This window comes from Stenotrophomonas sp. YJH_SMC_33 (assembly GCF_059372295.1).
In genome coordinates, this window is the sequence record NZ_JCAFVJ010000008.1 from 122,376 (window position 1) to 149,278 (window position 26,903).

Annotated in this window: 27 protein-coding genes; 13 read left to right on the forward strand and 14 right to left on the reverse strand. The window is 67.5% G+C overall.

Going from position 1 to position 26,903, the window contains the following annotated elements; translation table 11 throughout:
• Positions 1-71: 71 nt before the first annotated feature.
• The 5 genes from mtnC to AC5P9W_RS13780 form a co-directional block, all read right to left on the reverse strand.
• Positions 72-767 (reverse strand): acireductone synthase, encoded by a 696-nt coding sequence (gene mtnC, locus AC5P9W_RS13760; RefSeq protein WP_021204388.1) that lies wholly within the window; start codon positions 765-767, stop codon positions 72-74.
• A 3-nt stretch (positions 768-770) separates the two neighbouring features.
• Entirely contained in the window at positions 771-1,328 is a 558-nt protein-coding gene (locus AC5P9W_RS13765) for a 1,2-dihydroxy-3-keto-5-methylthiopentene dioxygenase (protein ID WP_021204389.1), read from the reverse strand.
• Positions 1,329-1,419: 91 nt separating this feature from the next.
• Positions 1,420-2,061 carry a methylthioribulose 1-phosphate dehydratase gene (locus AC5P9W_RS13770; RefSeq protein ID WP_026347187.1) on the reverse strand — a complete coding sequence of 214 codons (642 nt, stop codon included), beginning with the start codon at positions 2,059-2,061 and terminating at the stop codon, positions 1,420-1,422.
• Positions 2,062-2,615: 554 nt separating this feature from the next.
• Positions 2,616-4,043 (reverse strand): amino acid permease, encoded by a 1,428-nt coding sequence (locus AC5P9W_RS13775; protein WP_053500013.1) that lies wholly within the window; start codon positions 4,041-4,043, stop codon positions 2,616-2,618.
• An 82-nt stretch (positions 4,044-4,125) separates the two neighbouring features.
• Positions 4,126-5,601, reverse strand: a complete 1,476-nt coding sequence (locus AC5P9W_RS13780) for an amino acid permease (protein ID WP_005416354.1) — start codon at positions 5,599-5,601, stop codon at positions 4,126-4,128.
• 132 nt (positions 5,602-5,733) lie between these two features.
• Between AC5P9W_RS13780 and AC5P9W_RS13785 the strand changes: the two genes are divergently transcribed.
• Both AC5P9W_RS13785 and AC5P9W_RS13790 read left to right on the forward strand, forming a co-directional pair.
• Positions 5,734-6,348 (forward strand): NUDIX hydrolase, encoded by a 615-nt coding sequence (locus tag AC5P9W_RS13785; RefSeq protein ID WP_005416355.1) that lies wholly within the window; start codon positions 5,734-5,736, stop codon positions 6,346-6,348.
• Positions 6,348-6,740: a hypothetical protein gene (locus AC5P9W_RS13790; protein ID WP_495219321.1), complete on the forward strand. Its 393-nt coding sequence runs from the start codon at positions 6,348-6,350 to the stop codon at positions 6,738-6,740. Before AC5P9W_RS13785 ends, AC5P9W_RS13790 begins: the two co-directional genes overlap by 1 nt.
• 76 nt (positions 6,741-6,816) lie before the next feature.
• Here AC5P9W_RS13790 and serA read toward each other — a convergent pair whose 3' ends face one another.
• Positions 6,817-8,058 carry a phosphoglycerate dehydrogenase gene (serA, locus tag AC5P9W_RS13795; protein WP_495219322.1) on the reverse strand — a complete coding sequence of 414 codons (1,242 nt, stop codon included), beginning with the start codon at positions 8,056-8,058 and terminating at the stop codon, positions 6,817-6,819.
• A 169-nt stretch (positions 8,059-8,227) separates the two neighbouring features.
• On the opposite strand from serA, the gene AC5P9W_RS13800 reads away from it, so the two are divergent.
• The 3 genes from AC5P9W_RS13800 (at position 8,228) to AC5P9W_RS13810 (ending at position 11,884) form a co-directional block, all read left to right on the forward strand.
• Positions 8,228-9,616, forward strand: a complete 1,389-nt coding sequence (locus AC5P9W_RS13800; protein ID WP_019661445.1) for an FAD-binding oxidoreductase — start codon at positions 8,228-8,230, stop codon at positions 9,614-9,616.
• 62 nt (positions 9,617-9,678) lie between these two features.
• On the forward strand, positions 9,679-9,978 hold the full coding sequence (locus AC5P9W_RS13805) for a DUF2388 domain-containing protein (protein ID WP_021204535.1): 300 nt from the start codon (positions 9,679-9,681) through the stop codon (positions 9,976-9,978).
• Between the two features lie 70 nt (positions 9,979-10,048).
• A complete protein-coding gene (locus AC5P9W_RS13810) occupies positions 10,049-11,884 on the forward strand; it encodes a DUF7844 domain-containing protein (RefSeq protein ID WP_242542650.1) in 1,836 nt (611 codons plus the stop codon).
• Here the strand turns inward: AC5P9W_RS13810 and AC5P9W_RS13815 are convergent.
• Entirely contained in the window at positions 11,862-12,938 is a 1,077-nt protein-coding gene (locus AC5P9W_RS13815; RefSeq protein WP_021204537.1) for an ATP-binding protein, read from the reverse strand. The two genes, AC5P9W_RS13810 and AC5P9W_RS13815, sit on opposite strands and share 23 nt — an antisense overlap.
• Positions 12,938-13,654 carry a response regulator gene (locus AC5P9W_RS13820; protein ID WP_010482545.1) on the reverse strand — a complete coding sequence of 239 codons (717 nt, stop codon included), beginning with the start codon at positions 13,652-13,654 and terminating at the stop codon, positions 12,938-12,940. The genes AC5P9W_RS13815 and AC5P9W_RS13820 overlap by 1 nt, the downstream gene beginning before the upstream one ends.
• Positions 13,655-13,783: 129 nt before the next feature.
• On the opposite strand from AC5P9W_RS13820, the gene AC5P9W_RS13825 reads away from it, so the two are divergent.
• The 4 genes from AC5P9W_RS13825 (at position 13,784) to AC5P9W_RS13840 (ending at position 19,264) form a co-directional block, all read left to right on the forward strand.
• Complete coding sequence (locus AC5P9W_RS13825) at positions 13,784-14,929, forward strand: efflux RND transporter periplasmic adaptor subunit (RefSeq protein ID WP_111098926.1); 1,146 nt, start codon at positions 13,784-13,786, stop codon at positions 14,927-14,929.
• A gap of 36 nt (positions 14,930-14,965) precedes the next feature.
• The gene (locus tag AC5P9W_RS13830; RefSeq protein ID WP_180832907.1) at positions 14,966-18,115 is read left to right on the forward strand and encodes a multidrug efflux RND transporter permease subunit; all 3,150 of its coding nucleotides are present in this window, start codon (positions 14,966-14,968) and stop codon (positions 18,113-18,115) included.
• A complete protein-coding gene (locus AC5P9W_RS13835) occupies positions 18,096-18,488 on the forward strand; it encodes a nuclear transport factor 2 family protein (RefSeq protein ID WP_019661450.1) in 393 nt (130 codons plus the stop codon). Before AC5P9W_RS13830 ends, AC5P9W_RS13835 begins: the two co-directional genes overlap by 20 nt.
• A gap of 83 nt (positions 18,489-18,571) precedes the next feature.
• Positions 18,572-19,264, forward strand: coding sequence for a COG3650 family protein (locus AC5P9W_RS13840; protein ID WP_021204541.1), 693 nt, complete (start codon positions 18,572-18,574; stop codon positions 19,262-19,264).
• Between the two features lie 80 nt (positions 19,265-19,344).
• Here AC5P9W_RS13840 and yeiP read toward each other — a convergent pair whose 3' ends face one another.
• The 5 genes from yeiP to AC5P9W_RS13865 all read right to left on the reverse strand — a co-directional run bounded on the left by yeiP (position 19,345) and on the right by AC5P9W_RS13865 (position 22,918).
• Entirely contained in the window at positions 19,345-19,911 is a 567-nt protein-coding gene (gene yeiP, locus AC5P9W_RS13845; RefSeq protein ID WP_005409468.1) for an elongation factor P-like protein YeiP, read from the reverse strand.
• A gap of 49 nt (positions 19,912-19,960) precedes the next feature.
• The gene (locus AC5P9W_RS13850; RefSeq protein WP_049396115.1) at positions 19,961-20,731 is read right to left on the reverse strand and encodes an SDR family oxidoreductase; all 771 of its coding nucleotides are present in this window, start codon (positions 20,729-20,731) and stop codon (positions 19,961-19,963) included.
• A 101-nt stretch (positions 20,732-20,832) separates the two neighbouring features.
• Positions 20,833-21,729 (reverse strand): hydroxymethylglutaryl-CoA lyase, encoded by an 897-nt coding sequence (locus AC5P9W_RS13855; protein ID WP_106550414.1) that lies wholly within the window; start codon positions 21,727-21,729, stop codon positions 20,833-20,835.
• Positions 21,726-22,127, reverse strand: coding sequence for a VOC family protein (locus tag AC5P9W_RS13860; RefSeq protein WP_111098923.1), 402 nt, complete (start codon positions 22,125-22,127; stop codon positions 21,726-21,728). The genes AC5P9W_RS13855 and AC5P9W_RS13860 overlap by 4 nt, the downstream gene beginning before the upstream one ends.
• Positions 22,128-22,129: 2 nt before the next feature.
• Positions 22,130-22,918, reverse strand: coding sequence for an enoyl-CoA hydratase-related protein (locus AC5P9W_RS13865; RefSeq protein ID WP_019661454.1), 789 nt, complete (start codon positions 22,916-22,918; stop codon positions 22,130-22,132).
• A 119-nt stretch (positions 22,919-23,037) separates the two neighbouring features.
• Here AC5P9W_RS13865 and AC5P9W_RS13870 point away from each other — a divergent pair, with 119 nt between their 5' ends.
• The 3 genes from AC5P9W_RS13870 to AC5P9W_RS13880 are packed head-to-tail and all read left to right on the forward strand — an operon-like array spanning position 23,038 to position 25,402.
• On the forward strand, positions 23,038-23,292 hold the full coding sequence (locus AC5P9W_RS13870; protein ID WP_021204543.1) for a FeoA family protein: 255 nt from the start codon (positions 23,038-23,040) through the stop codon (positions 23,290-23,292).
• Positions 23,289-25,154, forward strand: a complete 1,866-nt coding sequence (gene feoB / locus AC5P9W_RS13875; protein ID WP_021204544.1) for a ferrous iron transporter B — start codon at positions 23,289-23,291, stop codon at positions 25,152-25,154. Before AC5P9W_RS13870 ends, feoB begins: the two co-directional genes overlap by 4 nt.
• Positions 25,154-25,402: a DUF6587 family protein gene (locus tag AC5P9W_RS13880; protein WP_021204545.1), complete on the forward strand. Its 249-nt coding sequence runs from the start codon at positions 25,154-25,156 to the stop codon at positions 25,400-25,402. Before feoB ends, AC5P9W_RS13880 begins: the two co-directional genes overlap by 1 nt.
• A gap of 87 nt (positions 25,403-25,489) precedes the next feature.
• On the opposite strand, the gene AC5P9W_RS13885 is transcribed toward AC5P9W_RS13880, so the two are convergent.
• Positions 25,490-25,951, reverse strand: coding sequence for a DUF4304 domain-containing protein (locus AC5P9W_RS13885; RefSeq protein WP_206621746.1), 462 nt, complete (start codon positions 25,949-25,951; stop codon positions 25,490-25,492).
• 217 nt (positions 25,952-26,168) lie between these two features.
• Between AC5P9W_RS13885 and dapB the strand changes: the two genes are divergently transcribed.
• Positions 26,169-26,897, forward strand: a complete 729-nt coding sequence (gene dapB / locus AC5P9W_RS13890; protein WP_111104154.1) for a 4-hydroxy-tetrahydrodipicolinate reductase — start codon at positions 26,169-26,171, stop codon at positions 26,895-26,897.
• The last annotated feature ends 6 nt before the right edge of the window (positions 26,898-26,903 follow it).

Consider the following 26,903-nt stretch of genomic DNA (forward strand, 5'->3'; position numbering starts at 1 on the left):
CAACCAAGGTTGGCAACTACCAGAAGCAGAGCCGGGTAGGTGCGGACCGTTGGTCCGCACACCTTTCTTTTTTACAGTTGGATCTGCTGGAAGTTCTCGACCCGCTCGTGGCCATTGGCGGCCTGGCCGGTGCGCGGCATCGGGTAGTCGTCGCGGCGGTCGATCAAGCGCGTCTGCAGGCCGGCTTCACGGGCGGCATCCAGCTCTTCCACCACATCGGACAGGAACAGGATCTCGCCGGCGGGCACGCCGATCGACTGCACGATGCGGCGGTAGCTGTCGGCCTCGCGCTTGCCGCCGATCTCGGTATCGAACCAGCCCGACACCAGCGGGCTGAGGTCACCGGCATCGCTGAAACCGAAGAACAGCTTCTGCGCCGGCACCGAACCGGAGGAGTACACGTACAGCGGCAGGCCGGAAGCGTGCCAGCCCTTCAGCACCGGCGCTACTTCCGGGTAGAAGTGCGCGGTGTAGTCGCCGCGGCGGTAGCCTTCATCCCAGATCAGGCCCTGCAGCGCCTTCAGTGCGGTGTGCTTGCGGTCCTGGTCGATCCAGCCCTGCAGCGTTTCGGCCACCAGGCTGTCCTGGCAGGCACCGCCGATCTCGGTAGCCACCGCATCCAGCCAGCGGCGGACGTCCGGCTGCTGGCCATGCTCGGCGACAAACGCGGGCAACGCCTTGCGCGCATAGGGGAACAGCACGTTCTTGACGAACGAGATGCTGCTGGTGGTGCCTTCGATGTCGGTCAGGATGACGCGGGCTTGCATGGATCAGGACGCCTGGGTGGGTACGTAACGAGGGAACTTCTGCGCGATGTCGGTGCCGGTGAAATGACCCACCCAGCCGTCCGGCTCGGTGAAGAAGCGGATCGCCACGAAACTCGGTTCCTCGCCCATGTCGAACCAGTGGGTGGTGCCATCGGGCACGGCGATCAGGTCGTCCTTCACGCACTCGATCTCATAGACCTTGTCACCCACGTGCAGGGTGAACAGGCCGGAGCCGGCGACGAAGAAGCGCACCTCGTCTTCCTTGTGGAAGTGCTCGTCGAGGAACTTCTTGCGCAGCTCGGCGCGGTTCGGGTTGTCCGGGGCGATCGAGGCCACGTCCACGCTCTTGAAGCCGCGCTCGGCGACCAGGCGGTCGATGTCCGCGCGGTAGGCGGCGAACACTTCCTCCTGGCTGGCGCCCGGCGCGACTGGCGCGGTGGCCTGCCAGCGCTCGAAGGTGACGCCGATCTTCTGCAGTTCGGCAGCGATGACCGCGCCGTCCTGGGTGTCCAGCAGCGGCGATTCGGGGCGGGTGTCGTCGTAGATGCGCAGTCGGCTCATGGCGGCAGCTTGAACGTCTCGGGGGAAGACAGGGTAGCAGGGTGGGGGCGGGGCGCAGATTCCGGATCGGCATCTGCACCTGCGCGCCGGTTCAGCTGCGCAGCTTGCGCAGTTCCAGTTCGCAGTGGAACAGGAATTCGAACGCTTCCAGGTGGCGGCGTGCTTCGGCCATATCGCGGCCCCAGGCGTACAGCCCATGGCCGTCGATCAGGTAGCCCCACAGGTTCTGCCGGTCGAGCAGGTCATCGACCTGCTGCGAAAGCACGTTCATGTCCTGGGTATTGGCGAACACCGGCACGTCGATGGCCATCTCGTGGGTGCTGTTGCCGGCGAAGGCCTTCAGCAGCTCGTAACCCTCCAGGCGGATGTGGCCCTGCGGCGCATACAGGCGCGAGGCGATGGTCTGCACCGGCGAATGCGTATGCAGCACGCAGCCGACCTCCGGGAAGCGGCGGTACAGCTGGGTGTGCAGCAGGGTCTCGGCGGACGGGCGCAACGGACGGCCCACGGCCTGGCCGTCGAAGTCCACCACCATGATGTCATCCTCGATCAGGCGGCCCTTGTCCTTGCCCGAGACGGTGATAGCCGCGTGGCGGTCGTCCAGGCGGTGGGAGAAGTTGCTGCTGGTGGCCGGGGTCCAGCCGGCGTGGGCCAGTTCGCGGATGTTGTCGATCAGCAGCTGGGCCAGTTCGCTCAGGCGCGCGGTGTCGTACGGGAAGGTGGGGGCGTTCATGTCGGCGATTTTACTGGATTCGGCCAACGGCTGAGCCCCTCGTGGCGGGTCGTGTAGAGCGGTTCATGGGTAGGGCGGGGCGGGTGGGCCGCGCAGGGGACGCTGCAAGTACATCCCTGTAAGCTCGATGGCGCCATCCATGGCGCCAACGCCCCTGCACGGCCCACCCGCCCCGCCTCTGACAGGTTCCGGCGCGCGGCCGGCCACGGAGTGAAGAAGGAAAAGCGAAAGCGGGTCGCTTCGCTGCGCTTGCTCGGAGCGGAGCATGGCTCCGCTCTACAGAGGATTCATCGAACGGAGAAAATTCATTTCCCGGATGAATTCATCCACGCATGGCGTGGATCTACTGGACGCGCCGGGAGACTGTCAGGGGCGGGGAGGCATGGGTTCGCGGGGGTGTCAGCCGCATGGATGCGGCTGCCAAGCCTACATGGACGTACTTGCGGCGTCCCCCGCGAACCCATGCCTCCCCGCCAAACCCACAGTCCCGCTCTTGCCGTTGCTCCGGCTTCAAAGGCGGGTGCAGGGCGGCAGGCCCTGCAATGCAAAACCCCTTACTTCCCCCGCAGGCGGCTGTGCCTGAAGCCGTAGCAGAAATAGATCACGAAACCGACGAAGGTCCAGACGCCCATCAGCATCCAGTTGTGCATCGTCATCGCCGACAGCAGCGCCAGGCAGCTCAGCACGCCCAGGCTGCAGATCAGCCAGGCCATCGGCATGCGGAAAGGGCGCGGCAGGTCCGGTTGGGTGCGGCGCAGGATCAGCACGCCGGCGCAGACCGCCGCGAACGCAATCAGCGTGCCCATCGAGGTCAGCTCGCCGAGAATGTCCAGCGGGAACAGCGCCGCCAGCAGCGCGATGCCGATGCCGGTGATCACCGTGTTGATGTGCGGGGTGCGGTACTTCGGGTGGATCCTGGTGAACACCGGCGGCAGCAGACCGTCGCGGCCCATGATCATGAAGATGCGCGGCTGGCCGATGATCATCACCAGCACTACCGATGACAGGCCGACCAGCGCGCCGACCTCGACCACCCAGCGCAGCCAGCCCAGCTGCGGATGCGCGGCCACCGCGGTCACCACCGGTTCGTCGGTGCCCAGCAGCTGGAACGGCACCAGGCCGGTCATCACCGCGGCCATCGCGATGTAGAGCACGGTGCAGACCACCAGCGACAGCATCATGCCGATCGGCATGTCGCGCTGCGGGTTCTTGGATTCCTGCGCCGCCACCGAGACCGCCTCGAAGCCGATGTAGGCGAAGAACACCATCGCCGCGCCACGCAGCACGCCTTCCATGCCGTACTTGCCGGGGCCTTCGTTGGCGGGGATGAACGGCGTCCAGTTGCTGGTGTCCACGTACTTCCAGCCGACCACGATGACCAGCAGGATGAGGCCGGTCTTGAGCACGACCATCGCCATGTTCATTGCCGATGACTTGCTGATGCCGACGTAGCACAGCCAGGTCAGCAGCAGTACCAGCGCAGCGGCCGGCAGGTTGGCGATAGCACCGGTGGGGCGCAGCTGTGCGTCCAGTGGCGCACTGACCAGCGCCGCCGGTAGATGGATGTCGAACTGGCTGAGCAGGCTGAGGAAGTAGCCGGTCCAGCTGACCGCCACCGCCGATGCAGAGACGCCGTATTCGAGCACCAGCATCCAGCCGATGAACCAGGCCGACAGTTCGCCGAAGGTGGCATAGGTATAGGTGTAGGCGCTGCCGGAGACCGGCACCATCGAGGCGAACTCGGCGTAGGCCAGCGCGCAGAAGGCGCAGCAGATGGCGGCCAGCACGAACGACAGCATGATCGCGGGGCCGGCGTGGTTGGCGGCCGCCTGGCCGGTGATGACGAAGATGCCGCCGCCGATCACCGCGCCGATGCCGAGGGCGGTCAGCCCCCAGGGGCCTAGGTGGCGGCGCAGGCTCAGGCCGTTGGCGTCTTCATGGGCGGCATGCGGGTGCTTGGTGGCCCACAGTTGCTTGAACATGTGTGGTGGTCTTGTCGAAGCGCGCCAGGAGCGGCGCGCGGGGAAAACGGACGGGCCGGCGCGAGGCCGGCCCGTAGGCGGATCAGGGCGACTTGGCCAGCTTGCTGTTGCGCATGCCGTAGCCGAGGTAAATCAGCATGCCCAGCACGGTCCAGCCGACGAACAGGTGCCAGTGCACCACGAACGCCTGCCAGAACAGGAACAGGCAGGCCGCGGCGCCAAGCGGGCAGATGATCCACACCGCCGGTACGCGGAACGGGCGATGGATCTCCGGCTTGGTATAGCGCAGCACCAGCACGCCGATGCAGACGGTGGCGAAGGCCAGCAGGGTGCCCATCGACACCAGTTCGCCGAGCACGTTCAGCGGCACCAGGCCGGCCAGCGCGGCGGCGATCACGCCGACCACGATCGTGGCCCAGTAAGGCGTGCGGAACCGGGCGTGGACCTTGCCGAAGAACTTCGGCAGCAGGCCGTCGCGGGAAATGGTGTAGGCGATGCGGGTCTGGCCCATCATCATCACCAGCACCACCGAGGACAGGCCGGCGATGGCGCCGATCTCGACCAGGGTCTTCAGCCAGGACAAGGTCGGGTAGGGCTCCAGTGCGGTGGCCACCGGCTTGTCGGTGCCCAGCAGGTGGTACGGCATCATGCCGGTCAGTACCGCGCAGACGATGATGTAGACGATGGTGCATACCGCCAGCGAGCCGAGCAGGCCGATCGGCATGTTGCGCTGTGGGTCTTTGGTTTCGCCGGCGGCGGTGGAGACCGCATCGAAGCCGATATAGGCGAAGAACACGATGGTGGCCGCGCGGAAGATGCCGCTCCAGCCGAACTCACCCGGCACGCCGGTGTTTTCCGGGATGAACGGCTGCCAGTTGGCCGGGTCGATATGGGCCGCGCCGATGCCGATGAACAGGCAGATGACGGTGACCTTGATCGCCACGATGATGGCGTTGACGAAGGCCGACTGGGTCACGCCCACGTACAGCAGGCCGGACACCGCCGCCACGATCAGCACCGCAGGCAGGTTGAACAGCTTGCCGGAGGAGACGAACTCGCTGCCGGTCCAGGCGATGGGCGCGGCGCTGAGCAGGTCCGGGAACGGCATGTGCAGCGTGGTGGTGATGAAACTGATCAGGTAGGCCGACCAGCCCACCGCGACCGATGCCGAGGCGAACAGGTACTCCAGCACCAGGCACCAGCCGATGAACCAGGCCATGCCTTCGCCGAGGGTGGCATAGGAATAGGAATAGGCACTGCCGGAGACCGGCATCATCGCCGCGAACTCGGCATAGCACAGGCCCGCCAGCGCACAGGCGAAACCGGCCAGCACGAACGACAGCATGACCGCCGGGCCCGCGTGGTTGGCTGCGGCCTGGCCGGTCAGCACGAAGATACCTGCGCCGATCACCGCACCCACGCCCAGCAGGATGAGGTGTTTAGCCGTGAGGGTCCGTTTCAACGTGGCTTCGCCGTCCAGGCTGCCTTCGATGGGTTCGCCGGCATCGACGTGCCCGGCCGGCTGGACCGGCTTGACCCTCAACAGAGCTTTCAGCATGCAGTACTTCCTAGTGATCGGATGGGGTGGGCGGCCGATGCGTTGCCGGCTGCCTTGAATGGTGAAGGCCGTGCGAACAGCCCGCTGTACCTTAGCCAAAGCTGAAGCCAACGCACAAGCGCAATCGCAACAATGAACGGCGATAATGAGCAGTATTTTTCCGAACCGCCCCCATTCATGCGCCAGACCGCCGAAACCCTTGCCGTGCTTGACGATCGCCTGCGCGGTCTGTTGCGGGACTATGCCCGCCGCGAGCCCGCCCACGACGCACTGGCTGCCGAATTCGGCACATTGCTGGATGATCCGGAAGATCCGTTCCGGCGTGAGCGGCTTGCAGGCCACTTCACCGCGAGCTGCTGGCTGGTCAGCGCCGACGGCCAGCGCCTGCTGCTGACCCACCATCGCAAGCTGCAGCGCTGGCTGCAGCTGGGTGGCCACGCCGACGGCGACCGCGACCTGGCCCAGGTGGCGCTGAAGGAGGCCGAGGAGGAGTCCGGCCTGAGCGGGCTGGTGCTGGAAGACCCGGCCATCTTCGATCTGGACAAGCACTGGATTCCGGAGCGCAAGGATGTGCCGGGGCACTGGCACTACGACGTGCGTTTCGTGATCCGCGCGCTCGGTGGTGAGGCATTCGTGCTCAGCGAGGAGTCGCTTGACCTGGCATGGCGGCCGGTGACCGAGGTCGCGGCCGACCCCGAATCGGATGAATCCATGCAGCGCATGGCGCGCCGCTGGCTGGCACGTTGATGCTCTCGGACGGCTGTGCCGCGTTTGTTGCGGCTCATGCCTGTGGCGAGGCGAAGCAGGATGCTGCCCTTGCGATGATCAAGGCTGCATTGCCAGTCATCACATGCATCGACTGGGAGCGCGTGCCATCGCGCCTGGAGGTCCCCGGGGTGGGGCGGGAGCGGCTGGCGCAGGAGTTGAGCGCCATTGCAGATGCTGTTGGCTTGCCAAGCGAGGCTGCGTTGACGGTTGTCCAGGTGGATGGGGCGGTACCTTCACTGGGCAGCCGCCTGCAGGACTGGCTGGCTCATGCCGAGGAGCTGGATTTCGTCGATACGCTGTTCCTGTCGATGGAAGAAAGGGTTCTGATCCATTGGGACTTTTACAAGAACCTCCACGCCGTAAGGTTCTGAGGTGTTCCATCCACGCCATGCGTGGATGGCGCGATGCCGGAAGCAATCCGCCGGGGCATGCCCGGCGACGCCTTGCTCAATACAGGATGCGCGTCCGCAGCGTGCCCGGAATCGCGGCCAGCTCGTCGCGCACGGCGGCGGCCTGCGCCTCGCTGGCGGTGATGTCGATCACCACGTAACCCACCTTCGGGTCGGTGCGCAGGAACTGGCCGTCGATGTTGACGTTGTGGCGCGAGAAGATCTCGTTGACCTTGGACAGCACGCCCGGCACGTTCTGGTGGATGTGCAGCAGGCGCAGGCTGTCTTCGTGTTCGGGCAGGGTCACTTCCGGGAAGTTGACCGCCGACAGGGTGCTGCCGTTGTCGCTGTAGCGCACCAGCTTGGCCGCCACTTCCACGCCGATGTTGTCCTGCGCTTCCAGCGTGCTGCCGCCGACGTGCGGGGTGAGGATGACGTTGTCGTGGCGGGTCAGCGGCGATTCGAAGATATCGCCGTTGCCCTTCGGCTCGACCGGGAACACGTCCAGCGCGGCGCCACCGACGTGGCCGCTGGCCAGGGCCGCGTCCAGCGCATCGATGTCGACCACGGTGCCGCGCGCGGCGTTGATCAGGTGCGCGCCCTTGCGCATCTTCGCCAGCTCGGTGCTGCCGATCATCCACTGCGTGGACGGGGTCTCCGGCACGTGCAGGGTGACGATGTCGGCGCGCGCCAGCAGGTCGTCCAGGCTGGCCGCTGCACGGGCATTGCCCAGCGCCAGCTTGGTTTCCACGTCGTGGAAGATCACCTGCATGCCCAGCGATTCGGCCAGCAGGCCGACCTGGGTGCCGATGTGGCCGTAACCAATGATGCCCAGCGTCTTGCCGCGCACTTCATGGCTGCCGCTGGCTGACTTCGACCAGCCGCCGCGATGGCATTCGGCGTTCTTCTGCGGAATGCCACGGGTCAGCATGATCGCCTCGGCGATCACCAGTTCGGCCACGCTGCGGGTGTTGGAGTAGGGCGCGTTGAACACCGGGATGCCGGCCAGTTCGGCCGCGTCCAGGTCGACCTGGTTGGTGCCGATGCAGAAGCAGCCCACCGCGATCAGGCGCTTGGCCTCGGCCAGCACCTCGGCGCTGAGCTGGGTGCGCGAGCGGATGCCGACGATGTGCGCCTCGGCGATGCGCGCCTTCAATTCGTCCTCGGGCAGTGCCTTGGTGTGCGCCTCGATCTGGCTGTAGCCGGCCGCGCTGAACACCTCCACGGCGGTCTGGCTGACCCCCTCCAGCAACAGCACGCGGATATCCTGCTTCGGGAACGAGGTCTTCTTCGGCGACATGGGGCAACACGGCCAGTGGGACAGGGGCCAACCACTATGCCAGATCGCAGCGCTCATGGTGCGGTGCGCAATTGGTTGCATCCGTAGCTATCTGCCTGCTCGCAGGGCTGGACGCTGGCGCGTGCCGCTGGCACGCTTGCCCGTTCTTCACGCCCCGCGCTGGACCGTCATGACCGATTCCCGCATTGCCTCGCTGCAGCAGGCCTGTCCCGGCCTGAAGCTGAAGACCGACCCGGCCGACCTGGAGCATTACGGGCGCGACTGGACCCGGCGCTGGACGCCGGCGCCGTTGGCGGTCGCACTGCCGGCCACGGTCGAGGAGGTACAGGCGGTGATGCGCTGGAGTGCGGGTGAGGGCGTGCCCGTGGTGCCGTCCGGCGGCCGTACCGGCCTTTCCGGTGGCGCGGTGGCGGCCAATGGCGAGCTGGTGCTCAGCCTGGAGCGGATGAACAAGGCGCTGGCCTACGACGCGGTCGATCGCACCCTGGTGGTGCAGGCCGGCATGCCGCTGGAGGCCGTGCACAACGCCGCGCTGGACCACGGCCTGATCTATCCGGTGGATTTCGCTGCACGCGGGTCGTGCACGATCGGCGGCAACATCGCCACCAATGCTGGCGGCATCCGTGTGATCCGCTACGGCAACACCCGCGAGTGGATCGCCGGGCTGAAGGTGGTTACCGCCAGCGGCGAACTGCTGGAGCTCAACAAGGGCCTGATCAAGAACTCCAGCGGCTATGACTTCCGCCAGCTGCTGATCGGTTCGGAAGGCACGCTGGGCGTGATCGTCGAGGCGACAGTGAAACTCACCGATCCGCCGCCAGCCAGCAACGTGATGCTGCTGGCCGTGCCCAGCTTCGAGGTGCTGATGCAGGTGTTCGCCGCGTTCCGCGCGCGCCTGCAGCTGCAGGCCTTCGAGTTCTTCACCGACCGGGCGCTGGAGCACGTGCTGGCGCATGGTGCGCAGGCACCGTTCGACGAGGTGCACCCGTATTACGTGGTCACCGAGTTCGCCGCCAATGACGAAGCGCAGGAAGCGGCGGCGATGGCCGCCTTCGAGGACTGCATGGGCAACGGCTGGGTGAGCGACGGGGTGATCAGCGCCAGCGACGCCCAGGCCGCCCAGCTGTGGCGCCTGCGCGAAGGCATCACCGAATCGCTGGCGCGCTACAAACCTTACAAGAATGATGTCTCGGTGCGGATCTCGGCGATGCCTGCGTTCCTGGCCGAGACCCAGGCACTGATCGGGCAGGCCTACCCACACTTCGACGTGGTCTGGTTCGGCCATATCGGTGACGGCAACCTGCACATCAACGTGCTCAAGCCCGATGACACCAGCGACGCCGATTTCGTGGCGCAGTGTGAACACGTGACCAAGCTGTTGGCGCAGGTGCTGGCCCGGTTCGATGGCAGCATCTCGGCTGAACACGGCATCGGCCTGGTCAAGAAGGGCTACCTGGACAGCACCCGCGGCCCGGCCGAGATCGCCCTGATGAAGGCGGTCAAACGTGCGTTCGATCCCCAAGCGCGGCTGAATCCCGGCAAGCTGTTCGACGTTTGAGCCGGGCAAATCCTTCACGCACCCGTTACGCTCCACGCATCCTCACAACCGGCTTCGAACCGATGACCCGTCCGCTTCTGCTGCTCGCCCTGCTGTCCCTGCCGCTGGCCGGCTTCGCTTCCAGCTTCGCCGGCACCTCGGCCGGTTCCGCCACCGGTGCCTCCTCCGGCTCCTCGGGTAGCAGCTCGGGTGACGACAAGGTGGTACTGGCTGCGCGCGACGACGCTGCGGCGTTCGTCGCCAGCGACGGCCAGATCCGTGGCGCCCGCCTGCAGGCCGCGCTGGCCCACCTGCGTGAGCAGAGTGCTGCCGCACAGCAGCAGAGCGACCTGGAACTGGCCCGCGCGTTGCTGGCGCGTTGATCCGGACTGCATGACCCCGGCGACATCGCGTTCTGTAGAGCCGAGCCATGCTCGGCTGAATGCCTGGCGCATGCGGATCGCAACAGCAGCCGAGCATGGCTCGGCTCTACAGAGGCTTGGCCGGTGGAACGCAGCCACGCATGGCGTGGCTCTACTGCTGGTTGCCCACGTCGCGCACGCAGCTGATCGCCTGCAGCTGGACCCGGCAGGGTTGAGCCCTGCACAGCAGCAGGTGGCGACGCAGACCCTGGCCGACGTGCAGGCACTGCTGCCGGATGGCCTGCTCCGCGCATTGCCGGCACAGGTCCAGGTGCGCTGGCGCGATGACCTGCCGGCCGATGTGCACGGCCGCGCTTTCGCCGGGCGCATCGCCCTGCGTCGCGAGCTGTTGGATGATGCCGTGCCCGGCGCGCGCCGCGCACGCCGCAGCGCGCTGGTACACGAACTGACCCATGTCGCCGACCGTACGGGGGCGAACTGGTCACGCAGTGTGCGCTGGCGTGATCTGGCTGGATGGCAGCGCAAGCCCTGGCATCTCGGCCGTGGCGACAACGATTTCCGTGACCGCAGTCCCGATGCGTATGAACTGAAGGACCCGGCCGAGTACCTGGCAGTGAACGCCGAGCATTTCGTGCTCGACAGCGAGTTCGCCTGCCGGCGCCCGGCACTGGCGCAGTGGTTCCAGGTCCATTTCGGAACCCCGCCATCGCTGCCACAGTCGCACTGCGCGAACGCGTTGCCATTGCTGCAGGCCGAATCGGAAGAGGGGGCGGCATCGCTGCTGCAGCTCGACCCGGCGCGTGTCTACGCCGTGGACTACCTGTTCGCCGAGGGCAGTGCGCAGCCGATGAGCCGCTGGGGGCACAGCATGCTGCGGCTGGTGATCTGCCGGCCGGGCCGCGCACCGGGTCCGGACTGCCGCCTGGACCTGGAGTACCACCGCGTGCTGTCGTTCCGCGCGTTCGTCGGCGATGTGCAGATTTCCAACTGGCGCGGCTTGACCGGCGGCTACCCGTCGCGGCTGTTCGTGCTGCCGCTGCAGCAGGTGGTGGACGAGTACACCAAGGTGGAACTGCGGGGCCTGCAGTCGTTGCCCTTGCAGCTGCAACGCGACGAGATCGCCAGCCTGCTCGAGCGCACCGCGCAGGTGCACTGGAGCTATGACGGGCGCTATTACTTCGTCAGCAACAACTGTGCGGTGGAGACCGCCAGGCTGCTGCAGGCCGGAGTGCCCCGGCTGGGCGAGGACGGGCTGGCCCAGCTGAGTCCGCGCGGTCTCAAGCGGCGGCTGGCGCGGCTGGGCATGCTCGACGAGCGGGTACTCACGGACCGCAACGCAGCGCAGGCACAGGGCTATTACTTCGCTTCCGCGCGCGACCACTACCAGCAGTTGTTCACAGTGGCGGCGACCCAGCTGGCCTTGCCCGCGCGCGATGTGCGCGGCTGGTTGAAGCTGCCGGCAGAACAACGGGCACCGTGGCTGCTGAAGGGCAACCTGCGCGCCAGTGCCAGCCTGCTGCTGCTGGAACAGGCGGCACAGCGGCGTGCCGAACTGCGCGCACGCGATGTGCTCAAGCGGCAGCTACTGGCTGCTGCGGACAGCGCGGAAACCCGCAGCCTGCGCAGCCTGCTGGCGCAGAGCGGGCAGTGGTTGCGCCCGGGGACGCTGCTGCAGGGCGGCTACGGGTTGCCGCTGGCCGATGAGCAGGCGGTGCTGGCCGAAGCGGTTGCCACTGCCAGCGCAGAGGCGGTGCCGGCCTGGCAGGCGCTGCGCGTGCAACTGCGCCAGCAGTTGCCGGTGGGCCAGCGCAACGAGATGGATGCGATCGACGCCAACCTCGCCACACTTGGCGCGCGCCTGCGGGAACAGGCAGCCACGCCCGCTACTGGCGCGGCAGTTCGATGACGAAACGGCTGCCGCCGGCGTTGCCTGCCGTGCAGTAGACGCGGCCGCCGTGCGCGTCGGCGATGGCCTTGACCACCGCCAGGCCGAGGCCACTGCCGCCGCCCTGGCGTGAACGTGAGCCGTCGGCACGCATGAACGGGCTGAAGATGTCGGCGTGCAGCTCCGGATCGATGCCCGGGCCCTCATCCTCGATTGCCACTTGCACATGTCCCGGTGTGTCATGCACGGCAATCCGCACCTTGCCCGGGCTGGCATAGCGGCGTGCGTTCTCCAGCAGCGCCAGCAGCGCCTGGCGGAGGCGGGTCGGGTCGCAGTGCGCGTTGTGTTCCTCGCGGCTGGTTTCCAGCTCCAGCACGAAGCCGGCGGCGCGGAACTGCGGATCGACCAGGGTCATCACCGAATGCACTTCGGCCACCACATCGGTGCGCGCGCGACGTACGTCCAGCCGCGCGTTGTCGGACAGGCTCAGCACGCGCAGATCCTCGATCAGGCGCGAGAGGCCCTCGACCTGCGCCAGCAGGCTGCGAAACTGTGACTCGTCCGGCTGGAACACGCCCTCGGCGAGCCCTTGCAGGCGACCGCGCAGGATCGTCACCGGCGTGCGCAGCTCATGGGCGATGGCCGCGTGCCACATCGCGCGCTCGCTCTCCATGTGCTGCAGGCGGCGGGCCATTGCATTGAAGTCCTCGACCAGGGTCGCCACTTCACCCGGCGAATTCTCCTCGACGCTCGCGCGCGCCCCGAGGTCGCCGCCGGCAAGCGCACGCACACTGTCCACCAGTGAATTCAGTGGCGACAGGATACGGTGCGCAAGACGGAACGAAGCGGCGATGGCCAGCGCCAGTCCGGTCAGGATCACGCCCACCATCCATGCCAGTTCCGGCCCGGTCGGCAGCCAGCTTTCCGGCTCCTCGGTGCTGCCGGGGAAGAACTCGACCAGCACCGCGTACAGCAGCCACGACGACAGGATCATCATCACGATGACGCCGATCACCATCAGCGACATCGAGATGATGATGTGGCGGCTGAGCCCGGAACGGCGCAGGCGCGCCATCAGCGGTCGGCCATCAACCGGTAGCCGACACCGCGCACGCTGGCCGGGACGTTGACCATGCCCACGTCATCGAGTTTGCGGCGCAGCTTGCTGACATGGCTGTCGACGGTGCGTTCCAGCGCTTCGCTTTCCGGCAGGCATTCGTGCATCAGCTCGCTGCGGCTGAAGATGCGGGTCGGCGCCAGCGCCATGCAGTGCAGCAGCTTGAACTCGGTGAGCGTGAGCAGCACTTCGTGGCTGTAGCCTTCGCCCTCCACATGCACGGCATGGGTAGCCGAGTCGATCAGCAGCGGGCCCGCCCGCAGCGCGGTCGGTGCGTCCATGCGCGAGGCGCGCAACGTACGCCGCAGCACGGCGCGCACGCGTGCTGCCACTTCGGCCGGATTGAACGGCTTGACCACGTAGTCGTCGGCGCCCATGCGCAGCGCGGTGAGCTTGTCCAGGTCCTGGTCCAGTGCGGTCAGCATGATCACCGGCGTTTCACCGCGCTGGCGCAGCTGGGTCAGCACGCTCCAGCCATCCAGGCGCGGCAGCTGCACATCAAGCAGGACCAGGTCGGGGCGGGCGCTGCGGTGCAGGTCCAGCGCGCTGTGGCCGTCGGCGGCGCGCAGCGTACGCAGTCCTTCGCGTTCCAGATAGGCGGTGAGAATATCGGCGATCTCGGCCTCATCCTCGACGATCAGGACGAGGGCGGCGAGGGCAGGGGCGGCATGCATGCAGGGGCGGGGCCTTAAGGTGCTTGCCTCCATCGTATCTCCACAGTTCCTCCATCGAAACCCCATCATCGCCACGCACACTTCACGCTTCAGAACCTATCAGCCGCCTGCGCGGCATTGTGCACAGCAATGAGAACCTTCAGGACTCCGGTCGCGTTGATCGCGGCCCTCGCCCTGGCCGTGACGGCCTGCTCCGCCCCCGAAGCCACGCCCGAAGCGGCACCGCGCGTCAGCGTGGTCACTGTCGGCCCGCAGGTCGTGCAGCGCGACGATGAACTGCCCGGCCGTGTCGCCGCCGTTCGCACCGCACAGATCCGTGCGCAGGTCGGCGGCATCGTGCAGCGCCGCCTGTTCGAACAGGGCGCCGAAGTGCGCGCCGGCCAGGCCCTGTTCCAGATTGATCCGGCGGCGTTCCGTGCCGATGTCGACTCGGCACTGGCAGCGCTGCAGCGCAGTGAGGCAGCCCTGGGCCGCAGCCGCGTGCAGTCGCAGCGCCTGCATGCGCTGGCGGCCGCGCAGGCGGTCAGCCAGCAGCACCGCGACGATGCCAGTGCCGAGTACGAACAGGCCCGTGCCGCGGTGAACGAGGCGCGCGCGATCCTGGCCCGCCGCCAGCTCGACCTGCGCTATGCCACGGTCAGTGCACCGATTGCCGGCCGCATCGACCAGGCGCTGGTGACCGAAGGTGCACTGGTCGGCGTGGCCGATGCCGAGCCGATGGCGGTGGTGCAGCAGATCGACCAGGTCTACGTCGATGTGCGCCAGCCAGCGGCGCAGCTCGAGTCGCTGCAACGCAGTGCCGGTGGCGGCGAGCTGCCGGTGACGATCATCGGTGCGGCCGGCAGGCCGCTGCCCGAACGTGGCCAGATGCTGTTCTCCGGCATCAATGTCGATGCGCGCACCGGTGATGTGATCCTGCGCATCCTGGTCGACAACCCGCGGCGCCAGCTGCTGCCCGGCATGTACGTGCGCGCGAAGGTGCCGCGGGGTGCGCCGGCCAGCGCACTGACCGTGCCGCAGCAGGCCGTACTGCGCAGTGCCGGTGGCCAGGCCTATGCCTGGGTGATCGGTGGCGATGGCAAGGCGGTGATCCGCACGCTGGAAGTGGACGGTAGTGTCGATCGCCAATGGCTGGTGCGCACGGGCCTGAAGGCGGGCGAAAAGGTGGTGGTCGAAGGCCAGGAACGCCTGCAGGAAGGCGTGGTGGTCGATGCGCGCGACTGGCAGATGCCGGTCGCCAGCGCTGGCGCGGTGCAGGCCGGCAGCAAGGGCTGAGCCTCCACCGGGCCGGTCCCTCCAGGAAAATCCAACATGGCACATTTCTTCATCGATCGCCCGGTGTTCGCCTGGGTGCTGGCGATCTTCATCATCCTGGCCGGTGTGCTGGCGATCCCGCGGCTGGCGGTGGAGCGCTATCCGGCAGTAGCGCCGCCCAGCGTCAGCATCTACGCCAGCTACCCGGGTGCCAGCCCGCAGACGCTGAATGACGCGGTGGTCGGCCTGATCGAGCGCGAGCTGTCCAGCGTCAAGCACCTGCTGTATTTCGAGTCGTCGGTGGACACCTCCGGCGAAGCCTCCATCACTGCGACCTTCAAGCCGGGTACCAACCCGGAGCTGGCGCAGGTGGACGTGCAGAACCGGATCAAGGCGATCGAGCCGCGCCTGCCGCGCAGCGTGCGCCAGAGCGGCCTGTTCGTGGAAGCAGCCGATTCCGGCTTCCTGATGCTGGTCGGCCTGCGTTCGCCCGATGCCAGCGTCAGCGAGGCCGCACTGGGCGACTTCATGGCGCGCAACATCATCGAGGAGCTGCGCCGCATCGATGGCGTCGGCCGCGTGCAGCTGTTCGGTGCGGAGCAGGCGATGCGCGTGTGGCTGGACCCGACCCGGCTGACCGGCTATGGGCTGACCATGGGTGACGTGGCCGCTGCCATCGAGCAGCAGAACCTGGAGATCTCGCCGGGGCGCATCGGTGATTCGCCGGGTGTTCCAGGCCAGCGCATCACCGTGCCGCTCAGCGCCGACGGCCAGTTGTCCACGCCGGAACAGTTCGCGGCGATCGTACTGCGCGCCGGGGCCGACGGTTCACGGGTGGTGCTGGGTGATGTCGCCCGCGTCGAACTGGGCGCGCAGAGCTATGCCTGGGGCACCCGCGAGGACGGCCATCCGGCCACCGCTGCCGGGGTGCAGCTGCGGCCGGGCGCGAATGCGGTGCGCACGGCGTCGGCGGTCCGTGAGCGCATGGCCGAACTGGCGCCGCTGTTGCCGCGCGGCGTGGAGGCGAGCATCCCGTTCGACACCGCGCCGTTCGTGAAGATCTCGATCCAGAAGGTGGTGCAGACGCTGCTGGAGGCGATGCTGCTGGTGTTCGCAGTGATGTACCTGTTTTTGCAGAACTGGCGCTACACGTTGATCCCGGCGTTGGTCGCGCCCATCGCGCTGTTGGGTACGTTCGCGGTGATGCTGGCGCTGGGCTTCTCGATCAACGTGCTGACCATGTTCGGCATGGTGCTGGCCATCGGCATCATCGTCGATGACGCCATCGTGGTGGTCGAGGGCGTGGAGCGGATCATGGCCGAGGAGGGCCTGCCGCCGCGCGAGGCCACCATCAAGGCGATGCGCGAGCTGACCGGCGCAGTGATCGGCATCACCCTGGTGCTGACCGCGGTGTTCATCCCGATGGCGCTGGCCAGCGGCTCGGTGGGCGCCATCTACCGCCAGTTCACCGTGGCGATGGCGGTGTCGATCCTGTTTTCGGCGCTGCTGGCCCTGAGCCTGACGCCGGCGTTGTGCGCGACGCTGCTGCGCCCGAACACCCATGGCCATCATGGCCGTGGCGGGCTGTTCGGTGCCTTCAATCGTGGCTTCGAGCGGATGACCGGGCGTTACCAGCGTGGCGTGGCGTCGGTGCTGCAGCGGAGCGGGCGGGTGATGGGCGTGTTCGCCGCGCTGGTAGTGGCGCTGTTGCTGGGCCTGCACTGGCTGCCGGGTGCATTCCTGCCGGAAGAAGACCAGGGCTATTTCATGACCTCGATCCAGCTGCCGGCCGAAGCCACCGCCGAGCGCACGCTGGCCGTGGTCGAAGCCTACGAACGGCATGTGGCGTCACGCCCGGGCATCGGGTCCAACCAGTCGATCCTCGGCTACAGCTTCTCCGGGTCCGGCCCGAGCGCGGCGCTGACCTACACCATGCTGAAGGACTGGGGAGAGCGTGCAGGAGCCACCGCGGCCGGCGAAGTGGAGGCCGCGCAGAAGGCGATGGCGACGATTGCCGAGGGCGAGGTGATGAGCGTGATGCCGCCGGCGATCGACAGCCTGGGGCGTTCGTCCGGCTTCTCGCTCGCCCTGCAGGCGCGTACCGGGCAGAGCCAGGCAGAGCTGCGCGCGGCCTTGCAGCAGCTGCTGAAGCTGGCCGAGGCCAGCCCGCTGCTGTCGGAGGTGCATGCCGATGGCCTGCCAGCAGGTACCAGCGTGCGGCTGGACATCGACCGCGCCAAGGCCGAGGCGATGGGCGTGGGGTTCGAGCAGATCAGCAGCACGCTGTCGGCGGCGATGGGCTCGCAGTACGTCAACGACTTCCCCAACAAGGGCCGGCTGCAGCAGGTGATCCTGCAGGCCGATGCACCCCACCGGATGGAGCTGGAGGATGTGCTGAGGCTGTACGTGCGCAATAGCGAAGGTGGCATGGTGGCGTTGTCGGAACTGGTGACGCCGCACTGGACCGAGGCGCCGCTGCAGCTGCAGCGCTATCTCGGCTTCCCGGCGCTGAATCTGTCCGGCGCACCGGCCTCCGGCGTGTCGACCGGCCAGGCCATGGCGGAGATGGAGCGGTTGGCGGAGGAGCTGCCGTCCGGTTTTGCCCTGCAGTGGACCAGCCAGTCGCTGCAGGAGCGGGAGTCCGGTGCGCAGGCGCCGTGGTTGCTGCTGTTGTCGATGCTGGTGGTGTTCCTGGTGCTGGCGGCACTGTACGAGAGCTGGTCGATCCCGCTGGCGGTGATGCTGGTGGTGCCGCTGGGCCTGCTTGGTGCGGTTGCTGCGGTGCTGTTGCGGGGCATGCCCAACGACGTGTTCTTCAAGGTCGGCATGATCACCGTGATCGGGCTGTCGGCGAAGAACGCGATCCTCATCGTCGAGTTCGCGCGCCAGCTGCAGCAGCAGGGTCGCGGCCTGGTTGAAGCAGCGCTGGAGGCAGCGCGGCTGCGACTGCGGCCGATCGTGATGACCTCGCTGGCATTCGCGCTGGGCGTGGTGCCGCTGATGCTGGCGCAGGGCGCCTCGAAGGAAACCCAGCAGGCGATTGGAACCGGTGTGTTCGGCGGCATGGTCAGTGCGACCGTGCTGGCCGTGTTCTTCGTGCCGGTCTTCTATGTAGTGGTGCAGGGCGCGCGGCAGTGGATCGCGCAGCGCCTGCGCAGGCGCCGGCCGATGCCGGGAGGAACCGTGGATGGAACGGAACATCGTTGAAGATCTGCATGAGCGGCAGTTGGCAGCGCTGGAACAGCGCCTGCGGCAGGCATTGCTGGATGACGACCACGATGCGCTGACCGCGCTGGTATCGCCGGCCTTGTTCATGATGGATGGCCACGGCGGCCGCATGCTCGACCTGCCGTGGCTGGGCGACTGGCTGACCGGAAACCTGCAGGTGCGCAGCCTGCAGTCGTACGCGGTGGAAACGTTGCTGTGCGGACGCCTGGCATTGTTGTCCAGCGACGTGCGCTTGTCGGTGCGCGGGCAGGGCCAGGAGCGCGAGCTGAAACTGCGCCTGCTGCGGGTGTGGACCTGCAGTTCCGGCGAAAGCGGCGCGCAGCTGCTGTCGATGGCGGTACTGGCCGCATGAGCGCGGTCAGGGCGCTTTCAGGCCCCGCTCACCGCGAGGTGGTAGGGTCGAGCATTCCTGTAGTGTCGACAAGGAGTCGAGCCATGCGTGTAGTTCCCAGTCTGTTGGCAGCCTCCCTGGGGTTGGTGCTGGTCGCGTGCCAGCCGGCCCAGGCACCCGCGGCGGGCAGCAATGACGCCCCGCCTGCCACGCCGCAGCCGAGCGCCAACACGGAAGGTGGCAGCGAGACCGCCTACCAGTGTGGTGATCTGAGTGTGGGCGCGACATTCAATGGCGAGGATGCTGCCACGCTGGTGATCGGCGAGCGTAGCTTCGCCATGACCTCCGAGCGCGCGGCATCCGGCGCCAAGTACAGCGATGGTCTCGGCAACAGCTTCTGGACCAAGGGCAGCGATGATGGCCTGCTGAGCCTGAAGGGCGAACCGGATCGCGAGTGCCATGCGGTGGAAGCTACCGAAGGCGATGGCAGCGCCGGCAATGCGGCATTCCGTGCCACCGGCAATGAACCCGGCTGGCTTGCAGTCGTCGACGGCGATGCGCCGGGCCTGCAGGTGGAGGTCGATTATGGCGAGCGCCGCTTCGACGTGGCCAAACCCACACAGGGCGCTGATGGATGGAGCGGAAAGGCGTCCGACGGCACCGACGTCAAGCTCAGCTTCCAGCGCACCACCTGCCAGGATGACATGAGCGGCGAGGCGTTCGAGGCCAAGGCGATGCTGACTGTCGGTACCCGCCAGTACCATGGCTGCGGCAACTTCGGTGCGAAACAGCCGTAACCGCTGCCACCGATGATCCGTCCGCTGCCTGCGGCGAACACGCCGCAGGCAGGGACAGGCAGCCGATCAGCGCAAGGCGCTTAGTCGGCACGGCCGGCGAATTCGCCGGTGGCGGTGTTCACCAGCACGCGTTCGCCGTTAACGATGTACTCCGGCACCATGATCTCGATGCCGGTGTTGAGCTTGGCCGGCTTCGGGCGCTTGGTGGCGGTGCCACCCTTCAGTTCCGGCGGGGTCTCGATCACTTCCAGCACCACCGAGGCCGGCAGCTGGATCGCCACCGGCTGCTCGTCGATGACCTGCACATAAATGCCGGTCAGGCCGTCGGTGATGTACCCGGCGTCATCACCGATCACGTCCGCGTCCAGAGTGTAGGGGGTGTAGTCCTCGTCATCGAGGAAGACGAAGGCGTCGCCGTCCTTGTACGAATAGGTGGACTGGCGGCGCAGCAGTTCGACCTCGACCAGGTTGTCGTCGGCATCGAAGCTGGCGTCGAGCTTGTTGCCGCCCGGCACGCTGTACATGATGAAGCGGAAGCGGACGTTGCCGCCGCGACCCTGCGGCGAGCTGCGCTCGATGTCGCGGATCTGGTACACGCCGTTGTTGTACTCGACGACGTTGCCCTTCTTGATGTCGTTGGCTTTCATGGTGATCTAGGTCGTTGGGGGAGGGCGCCGTCCCGGCGCCCGGGGGGAATCACTTCGGAGCGAGGCGGGTAGCGCCGTCCAGGCGGATGGTCTCGCCGTTGAGGTAGGTGTTGCCGAGAATGAAGCCGACCAGACTGGCGAAGTCTTCCGGCTTGCCCAGGCGCGACGGGAACGGGATCGAGGCGGCCAGCGACTGCTGCACGGCCTCCGGCATGCCATCGACCATCGGCGTCCAGAATACGCCTGGGGCGATGGTGTTGACGCGGATGCCGAAGCGCGACAGTTCGCGTGCCATCGGCAGCGTCATCGACACCACGCCGCCCTTGCTGGCGGCATAGGCGGCCTGGCCGATCTGGCCTTCATAGGCAGCGATGCTGGCGGTGTTGATGATGACGCCGCGCTCGCCATCGGTGCCGGCCTCGTTGTGCTGCATGCGGTTGGCCGCGGCCTTGGCCACATTGAAGCTGCCGACCAGGTTGACCATCACCGTGCCCTGGAAGCCGGCCAGCGGCATTGGGCCTTCCTTGCCCAGCACGCGACCGGCGCCGAGGATGCCGGCACAGTTCATCGCCACGTTCAGGCCGCCGAGGAATTCGTGGGCCTGGTCGATGGCCGTTGCAACCGCCGCTTCATCGCTGACGTTGACGTTGAAATAGCGGGCCTTGTCGGCACCCAGTCCGGCGACGGCGGCAGCGCCCTTGTCATCGTTGAGGTCGAACAGGGCCACCTTGCCGCCCTGGGCGACGAGGTGCTGGGCCACGGCCAGGCCGAGGCCGGAGACGCCGCCAGTGATCACGGCACGTACGGAAGACAGCTGCATTGAACGGTCCTGCAGGTTCGAGAACCGCCGATTCTAACGGAAGCGGCGACCGTCGCCGTTGTGCACTGCGCCGCCCCGCCAGGAGCGGCGCAGCGGGGTGCTCAGCCGGCCGCTGCGAGCGCCTGGCCGGTGCGGCTGGCGGTGGCACGGCCGAGCAGGCCGGCCAGCCAGCGGCCGGTCTCGGCCAGTGCCGGCAGGTCCACGCCGCTGTCCAGGCCCAGGCCCTGCAGCAGATAGACCACGTCCTCGCTGGCGACGTTGCCGCTGGCACCCTTCGCATACGGGCAGCCACCGGCGCCGGAGACCGCGCTGTCGACCACGCGCACGCCTTCTTCCAGGCAGGTGGCGATGTTGGCGATGGCCTGGCCGTAGGTGTCGTGGAAGTGCACGGCCAGTGCCGTCATCGGAATCTCGGCGGCAACCGCCTGCAGCATCGCCCGTGCCTTGCGTGGGGTGCCGACGCCGATGGTGTCGCCCAGCGAGATTTCGTAACAGCCCATCTGGTGCAGGGCGCGCGCCACCCGTACCACGTCGGCCAGTGGAACCTCGCCCTGGTAGGGGCAGCCGAGCACAGTGGAGACGTAGCCGCGCACGCGCACGCCATCGGCGGCGGCGCGGCGGAGGATCGGCTCGAACCGGGCCAGCGACTCGTCGATGCCGGCATTGGTGTTGGTGCGGTTGAAGGCCTCGGACGCAGCGGTGAACACCGCCACTTCCTCCACGCCCACCGCGCGGGCGCGGTCGTAGCCCTGTTCGTTCGGCACCAGTACAGGGTAGTGGATGCCGGGGCGGCGCTGGATGCCGGCGTAGACCTCGGCGGCGTCGGCCAGCTGCGGAATCCACTTCGGGCTGACGAAACTGGTCGCCTCGATGCTGCGCAGGCCGGTGGCCGACAGGCGGTTGATCAGTTCGATCTTGTCGGCGGTGGACACCGACTGCTTTTCGTTCTGCAGGCCGTCACGCGGGCCGACCTCGACGATGCGGACGTAGTCGCTCATGCAGCCACCTCGCCGACGGGGCGATGGCAGACCGCTTCGATGTTGTTGCCGTCCGGGTCGAGCACGAAGGCGGCGTAGTAATCCGGGTGGTACCACGGGCGCAGGCCCGGCGCGCCGTTGTCGCGGCCACCGGCGGTGAGGGCGGCGGCGTGGAAGGCGTCCACCTGCGCGCGGCTGGCGCAGGCGAAGGCCACGTGCACGCCGTGGCTGGCGGTGCCGCCATTGCCGAGCCAGAAGAACGGCTTGCCGTCGCTGCCGAAGCCGACGTGGTCGTGGTCGCCGGTCAGTTCGGCGCTCACTTCTATCACCACGCCGATCTGCAGTGGCGCCAGTGCCTGCAGGAAGAAAGCCTTGCTGCGCGCCAGGTCGGCGCTGGTCAAACCAAGATGATCGAGCATGTTCAGGCTTCCGTGACCCAATGGGGGGCGCGCTTGTCGAGGAAGGCGCCCAGGCCCTCCTGGCCCTCGGCGGACACCCGCAGGCGCGCGATCAGGGCGGCATTATCGCGATCCAGGGTGTCGCGGTCATGGCTGTCCCGGACCTGCCGCACCAGCTGCTTGGCGGTGGACGAGGCGATCGGGCCTGCCTTGTCGAGCAGGGCCAGCTGGCGTTCCAGCGCCTCGTCCAGGCGCTCGGGTTCGACCAGCTGGTGGACCAGGCCGATCCGCAGTGCGGTCTCGGCATCGAAGTGCTCGCCGGTGGCGAACCATCGACGGGCCTGGCGTGGGCCGATGGCCTCGATCACATAGGGGGAGATCACCGCCGGCAGCAGGCCCAGGCGGCTTTCGGTCAGGCCGAAGCGGGCCGCGGTGCTGGCGATGGCGATGTCGCAGCAGGCGACCAGGCCGACACCGCCGCCGAAGGCCGCGCCGTGGACCCGTGCCAGGGTCGGCTTGGGCAGCTCGTCCAGGGTGCGCATCAGCCGGGCCAGGGCCAGCGAGTCCTCGCGGTTATCGGCTTCGCTGGCCGCAGCCATGCCGCGCATCCACTGCATGTCGGCGCCGGCCGAGAAGGAGGCGCCATGGCCGGCCACCACCACGGCCCGGATCGAATCGTCCCGTCCGGCGGCCTCCAGCGCGGCGGTCAGCCGGGCGATCAGGCTGGCGTCGAAGGCATTGTGCAGTTCCGGCCGGTTCAGCCAGAGGGTGATGACGGCGCCGCGGCGCTCGATCTGCAAAGCATCGTTCATGGGATTCCAGGGTCACTCCATACCTGTATGGATCATAGCGGGCCATTGGTCATGGGCCATGACGCGACGCGGGAATGTTAGAATCGAGAACCATTTACATCCAGCAGAGAACACGCTAGATGACGCTGTCCGAACTGCCGCTGCACACCTCGGCCGTGGTCGAGTCCGTGCAGGACCTGCACGCCAACGATGCCATCGCCCGTCGCCTGCGCGAGCTGGGTTTCGTCAATGGCGAGGAAGTGCGCCTGGTGGCCAAAGGTCCGGTGGGGGGCGAGCCGCTGCTGGTGCAGGTCGGGTTCACCCGGTTCGCGCTGCGGATCAGTGAGGCCAAGCGCGTCGTGGTAGACGCCAACCGCCAGGAGCGACGCGCATGAGCGCTTCCGCTGCCACCGCCCCGCTGCGCATTGCGCTGGTCGGCAACCCCAACAGCGGCAAGACCGCGCTGTTCAACCAGCTGACCGGCAGTCGGCAGAAGGTCGCCAACTACACCGGCGTCACCGTAGAGCGCAAGGAGGGCCGCCTGCGTGCGCCGTCCGGCCGTGAATTCGCGGTGCTTGATCTGCCGGGCGCCTACAGCCTGCATCCGGCCAGCCTGGACGAGGCGATCACCCGCGACCTGTGCCGGGGCTTCTACCCGGGCGAAGCCGCGCCGGACGTGCTGCTGTGCGTGATCGACGCCACCAACCTGCGCCTGCACCTGCGCTTCGCGCTGGAACTGCGCGAGCTGGGCAAGCCGATGGTGGTCGCGCTGAACATGGTCGACGCCGCCCAACGCCGCGGCATCCAGGTGGATGTGGCCGCGCTGGAACGCGAGCTGGGCGTGCCGGTGGTGGAGACCGTGGCGGTGCGCAAGCAGGGCGCCAAGGCCTTGGTCGAGCGCCTCGATGCGATGGTGCCGCACCTGGATGCGCCGGTGCCGGGCCCGGAAGGTGGCATCGACTACCACGCCAAGGTGCGCGAGATCCTTTCGGTCGCCGTGCGCATGCCGGCGCGAACCGCGAAGATCGACGACGCGCTGGACCGCTGGCTGCTGCACCCGGTGTTCGGGCTGATCAGCCTTGCGGTGGTGATGTTCCTGATCTTCCAGGCGGTGTATGCCTGGGCGACGCCTTTGATGGATGGCATCGAGGCTGGCTTCGCCTGGCTCGGTACTCTCGTTGGCAGCGTGTTGCCGGAGGGTCCGCTGGCCAGCCTGCTGACCGACGGCATCATCGCCGGTGTCGGTGGCGTGGTCGTGTTCCTGCCGCAGATCCTGATCCTGTTCTTCTTCATCCTGGTGCTGGAGGAATCCGGCTACCTGCCGCGCGCGGCGTTCCTGCTCGACCGCATGATGGCCGCTGCCGGCCTGTCTGGCCGCTCGTTCATCCCGCTGCTGTCCAGCTTCGCCTGCGCGGTGCCGGGCATCATGTCCACGCGCAGCATCCAGGACCCGCGTGACCGCCTGGCCACCATCCTGGTCGCACCGCTGATGACCTGTTCGGCGCGCCTGCCGGTGTACGCGCTGCTGATCGGTGCGTTCATTCCGCAGAAGACCGTGTGGGGCGTGTTCAACCAGCAGGGCCTGGTGCTGTTCGGCCTGTACGCCGCCGGCATCCTCAGTGCGCTGGCGATGTCGTGGATCATGAAGAAGTGGCGCCGCGACAAGAGCGAGCATCCGCTGATGCTGGAGCTTCCGTCGTACCGGCTGCCGCATGCGCGCGACCTGGCGGTGGGGCTGTACGAGCGCGGCATGATCTTCCTCAAGCGCGTCGGCGGCATCATCCTGGCGCTGACCATCCTGCTGTGGGTGCTGCTGTCGTTCCCAGCGGCGCCGGCGGGCGCCACGATGCCGGCCATCGACTATAGCTACGCCGGCCAGATCGGCCATGCGATGGCGGTGTTCTTCGCACCGCTGGGCTTCAACTGGCAGATCTGCATCGCGCTGATCCCGGGCCTGGCCGCGCGTGAGGTGGCGGTGTCGTCGCTGGCGACGGTGTATGCGCTGTCGGCGGCGGATGACGATGCGGCCAGCCAGGCACTGACCCCGTTGATCAGCGATGGCTGGTCGCTGGCCACGGCCCTGTCGCTGCTGGTCTGGTACATCTACGCACCGATGTGCATCTCGACGCTGGCCACCATCAAGCGCGAGACCAACTCGTGGAAGCAGATGGGCTTTGCCGCGTTCTACCTGTTCGCCGCAGCTTACGTGGCGGCGCTGATCACCTACCAGGTGACCAGGGCGCTGGGAGGTGGCTGATGGATACCGGGCTGCTGATCCAGTACCTGATCATCGCGGTGGCCGTGCTGGTCAGTGCCTGGGTGGTGCTGAAGAAGCAGTTCCCCGGCACGGTGCGCAAGCTGCGCGGTGCCTTGGCGCTGGCCCTGCTGAAGCCGGGCCGCGCGGCCTGGGCGCAGGCGCTGGGGCGGAAGATCGCGCCGCCTGCCAGCGGAGGTGGCGGTGCCTGTGGCGGTTGCGACAGTTGCGGGCCGACCAACAAGAAGTAGCGTCGAGCCATGCTCGACGGCGGCTGTGCGGCGGGTGCGAACTTTCGGCCTGTGGGTGCGAACCTTGGTTCGCACGCTTTCCGGGGTTCAGACCTCTTTGCGGATGATCGCGCGAAAGCGTCCCTCCTGGTGCATCCGCCGTACCGAGGCGCGATTTCCATGGGTCGCTGCGAAGCCCGCCACGTCGGCAAGGGCATTGAGCAGCAGGCGCTTCATCGCGTTGCGATCGCCAGCATCGAGCAGGTCATGAAGATCCTGCTGGGTGAAAGCCCGGCGCAGGCCTGGCGTCTCTTCGATACGCCAGTCGACATGCGGCGTGGGGATGCTGGAGCGGTACCTGAAAGCCGTTTCAAGATCGTCGGGCGTGAGGGGGTGCACGAGCAACTCTGGAAAGTAGAGTCCAGCATTCACATAGAAACCGCGGCTTTCGCTGGCGCGTTGGTGATTCACGACAAGCAGGGCGTCATCCAGCAAGCGGTAGCGGGTGGTCGTGGTCCCGGCATAGCCGGTCTTCCTGGCGCACTTGCTGAAGACGGTCGCGGATTTCATGGGCGTTGCCTGGACCGGAAGAGGGGACCACAGCCTTGAGTGGCCGCGTTTCTGCGTCCAGTGGTAAACGCGACATCTACGGTGTCGCATGCGCTCCGCCTGGTGCGGTCAAGCGAGGCGTACCCAGGGAGGAACGAGCATCCATTGCGCGGAAGGTCACCCAGCGTCGCAGTGACGGCGCTTGCCGGAGCAGGCGTGCTGCCGCTAGCCTGCAGGCATGAACCAGACTCCCCTGCGATTGCTCATTCACGGCGCCTCCGGGCGCATGGGCCAGGCCCTGCTGCGGCTGGCCGCCGAACATCCCGAAACCCTGCAGATCGTGGCCGCCGTGACCGGCCGTGCGCCGGCGCAGCGCGTGGTCGACGGCGTGCCGTTCTTTGGTGCCAGCGAACTGTCCGGTGCGCCGGTGTTCGACGTGGCCATTGACTTCAGCCTGCCGGAGGGCTTCGACCCGATGCTGGCGCTGTGCCTGGAACGCGGCGCGGGGCTGGTGTCGGGTACCACCGGCATCTCCGGCACGCAGCGGCAGGCGCTGGATGCAGCAGCGGCGAAGATCCCGTTGGTCTGGGCGTCGAACTTCAGCCTGGGCGTGGCGGTGCTGGACGAGCTGGTGGAGCGCGCCGCGCAGGCGCTGGCCGGCTGGGACTGCGATATCGTCGAATCGCACCACACGCAGAAGAAGGACGCACCATCAGGCACCGCGCTAACCCTGGGCGCGGCCGCGCAGCGCGGCGGAGCGGAGCCGCATTACGCGAGCCTGCGTGCTGGCGACATCGTAGGTGAGCATCTGGTGCAGTTCACCGGGCTGGGCGAGCGCATCGAGCTGGTGCATAGGGCCACCAACCGCGACATCTTCGCCCGCGGTGCGCTGTTCGCCGCCCGCCAGCTGCAGGGCCGGGCCCCGGGCAGCTACCGGGTGCGCGATCTGCTGGACGGGCCGCGTTAACCGGTA

What these genes read in the sequence shown, in the direction of transcription:
- mtnC (WP_021204388.1), bottom strand. Translation starts at nt 767, where the DNA reads ATGCAAGCCCGCGTCATCCTGACCGACATCGAAGGCACCACCAGCAGC.
- AC5P9W_RS13765 (WP_021204389.1), bottom strand. Translation starts at nt 1,328, where the DNA reads ATGAGCCGACTGCGCATCTACGACGACACCCGCCCCGAATCGCCGCTG.
- AC5P9W_RS13770 (WP_026347187.1), bottom strand. Translation starts at nt 2,061, where the DNA reads ATGAACGCCCCCACCTTCCCGTACGACACCGCGCGCCTGAGCGAACTG.
- AC5P9W_RS13775 (WP_053500013.1), bottom strand. Translation starts at nt 4,043, where the DNA reads ATGTTCAAGCAACTGTGGGCCACCAAGCACCCGCATGCCGCCCATGAA.
- AC5P9W_RS13780 (WP_005416354.1), bottom strand. Translation starts at nt 5,601, where the DNA reads ATGCTGAAAGCTCTGTTGAGGGTCAAGCCGGTCCAGCCGGCCGGGCAC.
- AC5P9W_RS13785 (WP_005416355.1), top strand. Translation starts at nt 5,734, where the DNA reads ATGAACGGCGATAATGAGCAGTATTTTTCCGAACCGCCCCCATTCATG.
- AC5P9W_RS13790 (WP_495219321.1), top strand. Translation starts at nt 6,348, where the DNA reads ATGCTCTCGGACGGCTGTGCCGCGTTTGTTGCGGCTCATGCCTGTGGC.
- serA (WP_495219322.1), bottom strand. Translation starts at nt 8,058, where the DNA reads ATGTCGCCGAAGAAGACCTCGTTCCCGAAGCAGGATATCCGCGTGCTG.
- AC5P9W_RS13800 (WP_019661445.1), top strand. Translation starts at nt 8,228, where the DNA reads ATGACCGATTCCCGCATTGCCTCGCTGCAGCAGGCCTGTCCCGGCCTG.
- AC5P9W_RS13805 (WP_021204535.1), top strand. Translation starts at nt 9,679, where the DNA reads ATGACCCGTCCGCTTCTGCTGCTCGCCCTGCTGTCCCTGCCGCTGGCC.
- AC5P9W_RS13810 (WP_242542650.1), top strand. Translation starts at nt 10,049, where the DNA reads ATGCGGATCGCAACAGCAGCCGAGCATGGCTCGGCTCTACAGAGGCTT.
- AC5P9W_RS13815 (WP_021204537.1), bottom strand. Translation starts at nt 12,938, where the DNA reads ATGGCGCGCCTGCGCCGTTCCGGGCTCAGCCGCCACATCATCATCTCG.
- AC5P9W_RS13820 (WP_010482545.1), bottom strand. Translation starts at nt 13,654, where the DNA reads ATGCATGCCGCCCCTGCCCTCGCCGCCCTCGTCCTGATCGTCGAGGAT.
- AC5P9W_RS13825 (WP_111098926.1), top strand. Translation starts at nt 13,784, where the DNA reads ATGAGAACCTTCAGGACTCCGGTCGCGTTGATCGCGGCCCTCGCCCTG.
- AC5P9W_RS13830 (WP_180832907.1), top strand. Translation starts at nt 14,966, where the DNA reads ATGGCACATTTCTTCATCGATCGCCCGGTGTTCGCCTGGGTGCTGGCG.
- AC5P9W_RS13835 (WP_019661450.1), top strand. Translation starts at nt 18,096, where the DNA reads ATGGAACGGAACATCGTTGAAGATCTGCATGAGCGGCAGTTGGCAGCG.
- AC5P9W_RS13840 (WP_021204541.1), top strand. Translation starts at nt 18,572, where the DNA reads ATGCGTGTAGTTCCCAGTCTGTTGGCAGCCTCCCTGGGGTTGGTGCTG.
- yeiP (WP_005409468.1), bottom strand. Translation starts at nt 19,911, where the DNA reads ATGAAAGCCAACGACATCAAGAAGGGCAACGTCGTCGAGTACAACAAC.
- AC5P9W_RS13850 (WP_049396115.1), bottom strand. Translation starts at nt 20,731, where the DNA reads ATGCAGCTGTCTTCCGTACGTGCCGTGATCACTGGCGGCGTCTCCGGC.
- AC5P9W_RS13855 (WP_106550414.1), bottom strand. Translation starts at nt 21,729, where the DNA reads ATGAGCGACTACGTCCGCATCGTCGAGGTCGGCCCGCGTGACGGCCTG.
- AC5P9W_RS13860 (WP_111098923.1), bottom strand. Translation starts at nt 22,127, where the DNA reads ATGCTCGATCATCTTGGTTTGACCAGCGCCGACCTGGCGCGCAGCAAG.
- AC5P9W_RS13865 (WP_019661454.1), bottom strand. Translation starts at nt 22,918, where the DNA reads ATGAACGATGCTTTGCAGATCGAGCGCCGCGGCGCCGTCATCACCCTC.
- AC5P9W_RS13870 (WP_021204543.1), top strand. Translation starts at nt 23,038, where the DNA reads ATGACGCTGTCCGAACTGCCGCTGCACACCTCGGCCGTGGTCGAGTCC.
- feoB (WP_021204544.1), top strand. Translation starts at nt 23,289, where the DNA reads ATGAGCGCTTCCGCTGCCACCGCCCCGCTGCGCATTGCGCTGGTCGGC.
- AC5P9W_RS13880 (WP_021204545.1), top strand. Translation starts at nt 25,154, where the DNA reads ATGGATACCGGGCTGCTGATCCAGTACCTGATCATCGCGGTGGCCGTG.
- AC5P9W_RS13885 (WP_206621746.1), bottom strand. Translation starts at nt 25,951, where the DNA reads ATGAAATCCGCGACCGTCTTCAGCAAGTGCGCCAGGAAGACCGGCTAT.
- dapB (WP_111104154.1), top strand. Translation starts at nt 26,169, where the DNA reads ATGAACCAGACTCCCCTGCGATTGCTCATTCACGGCGCCTCCGGGCGC.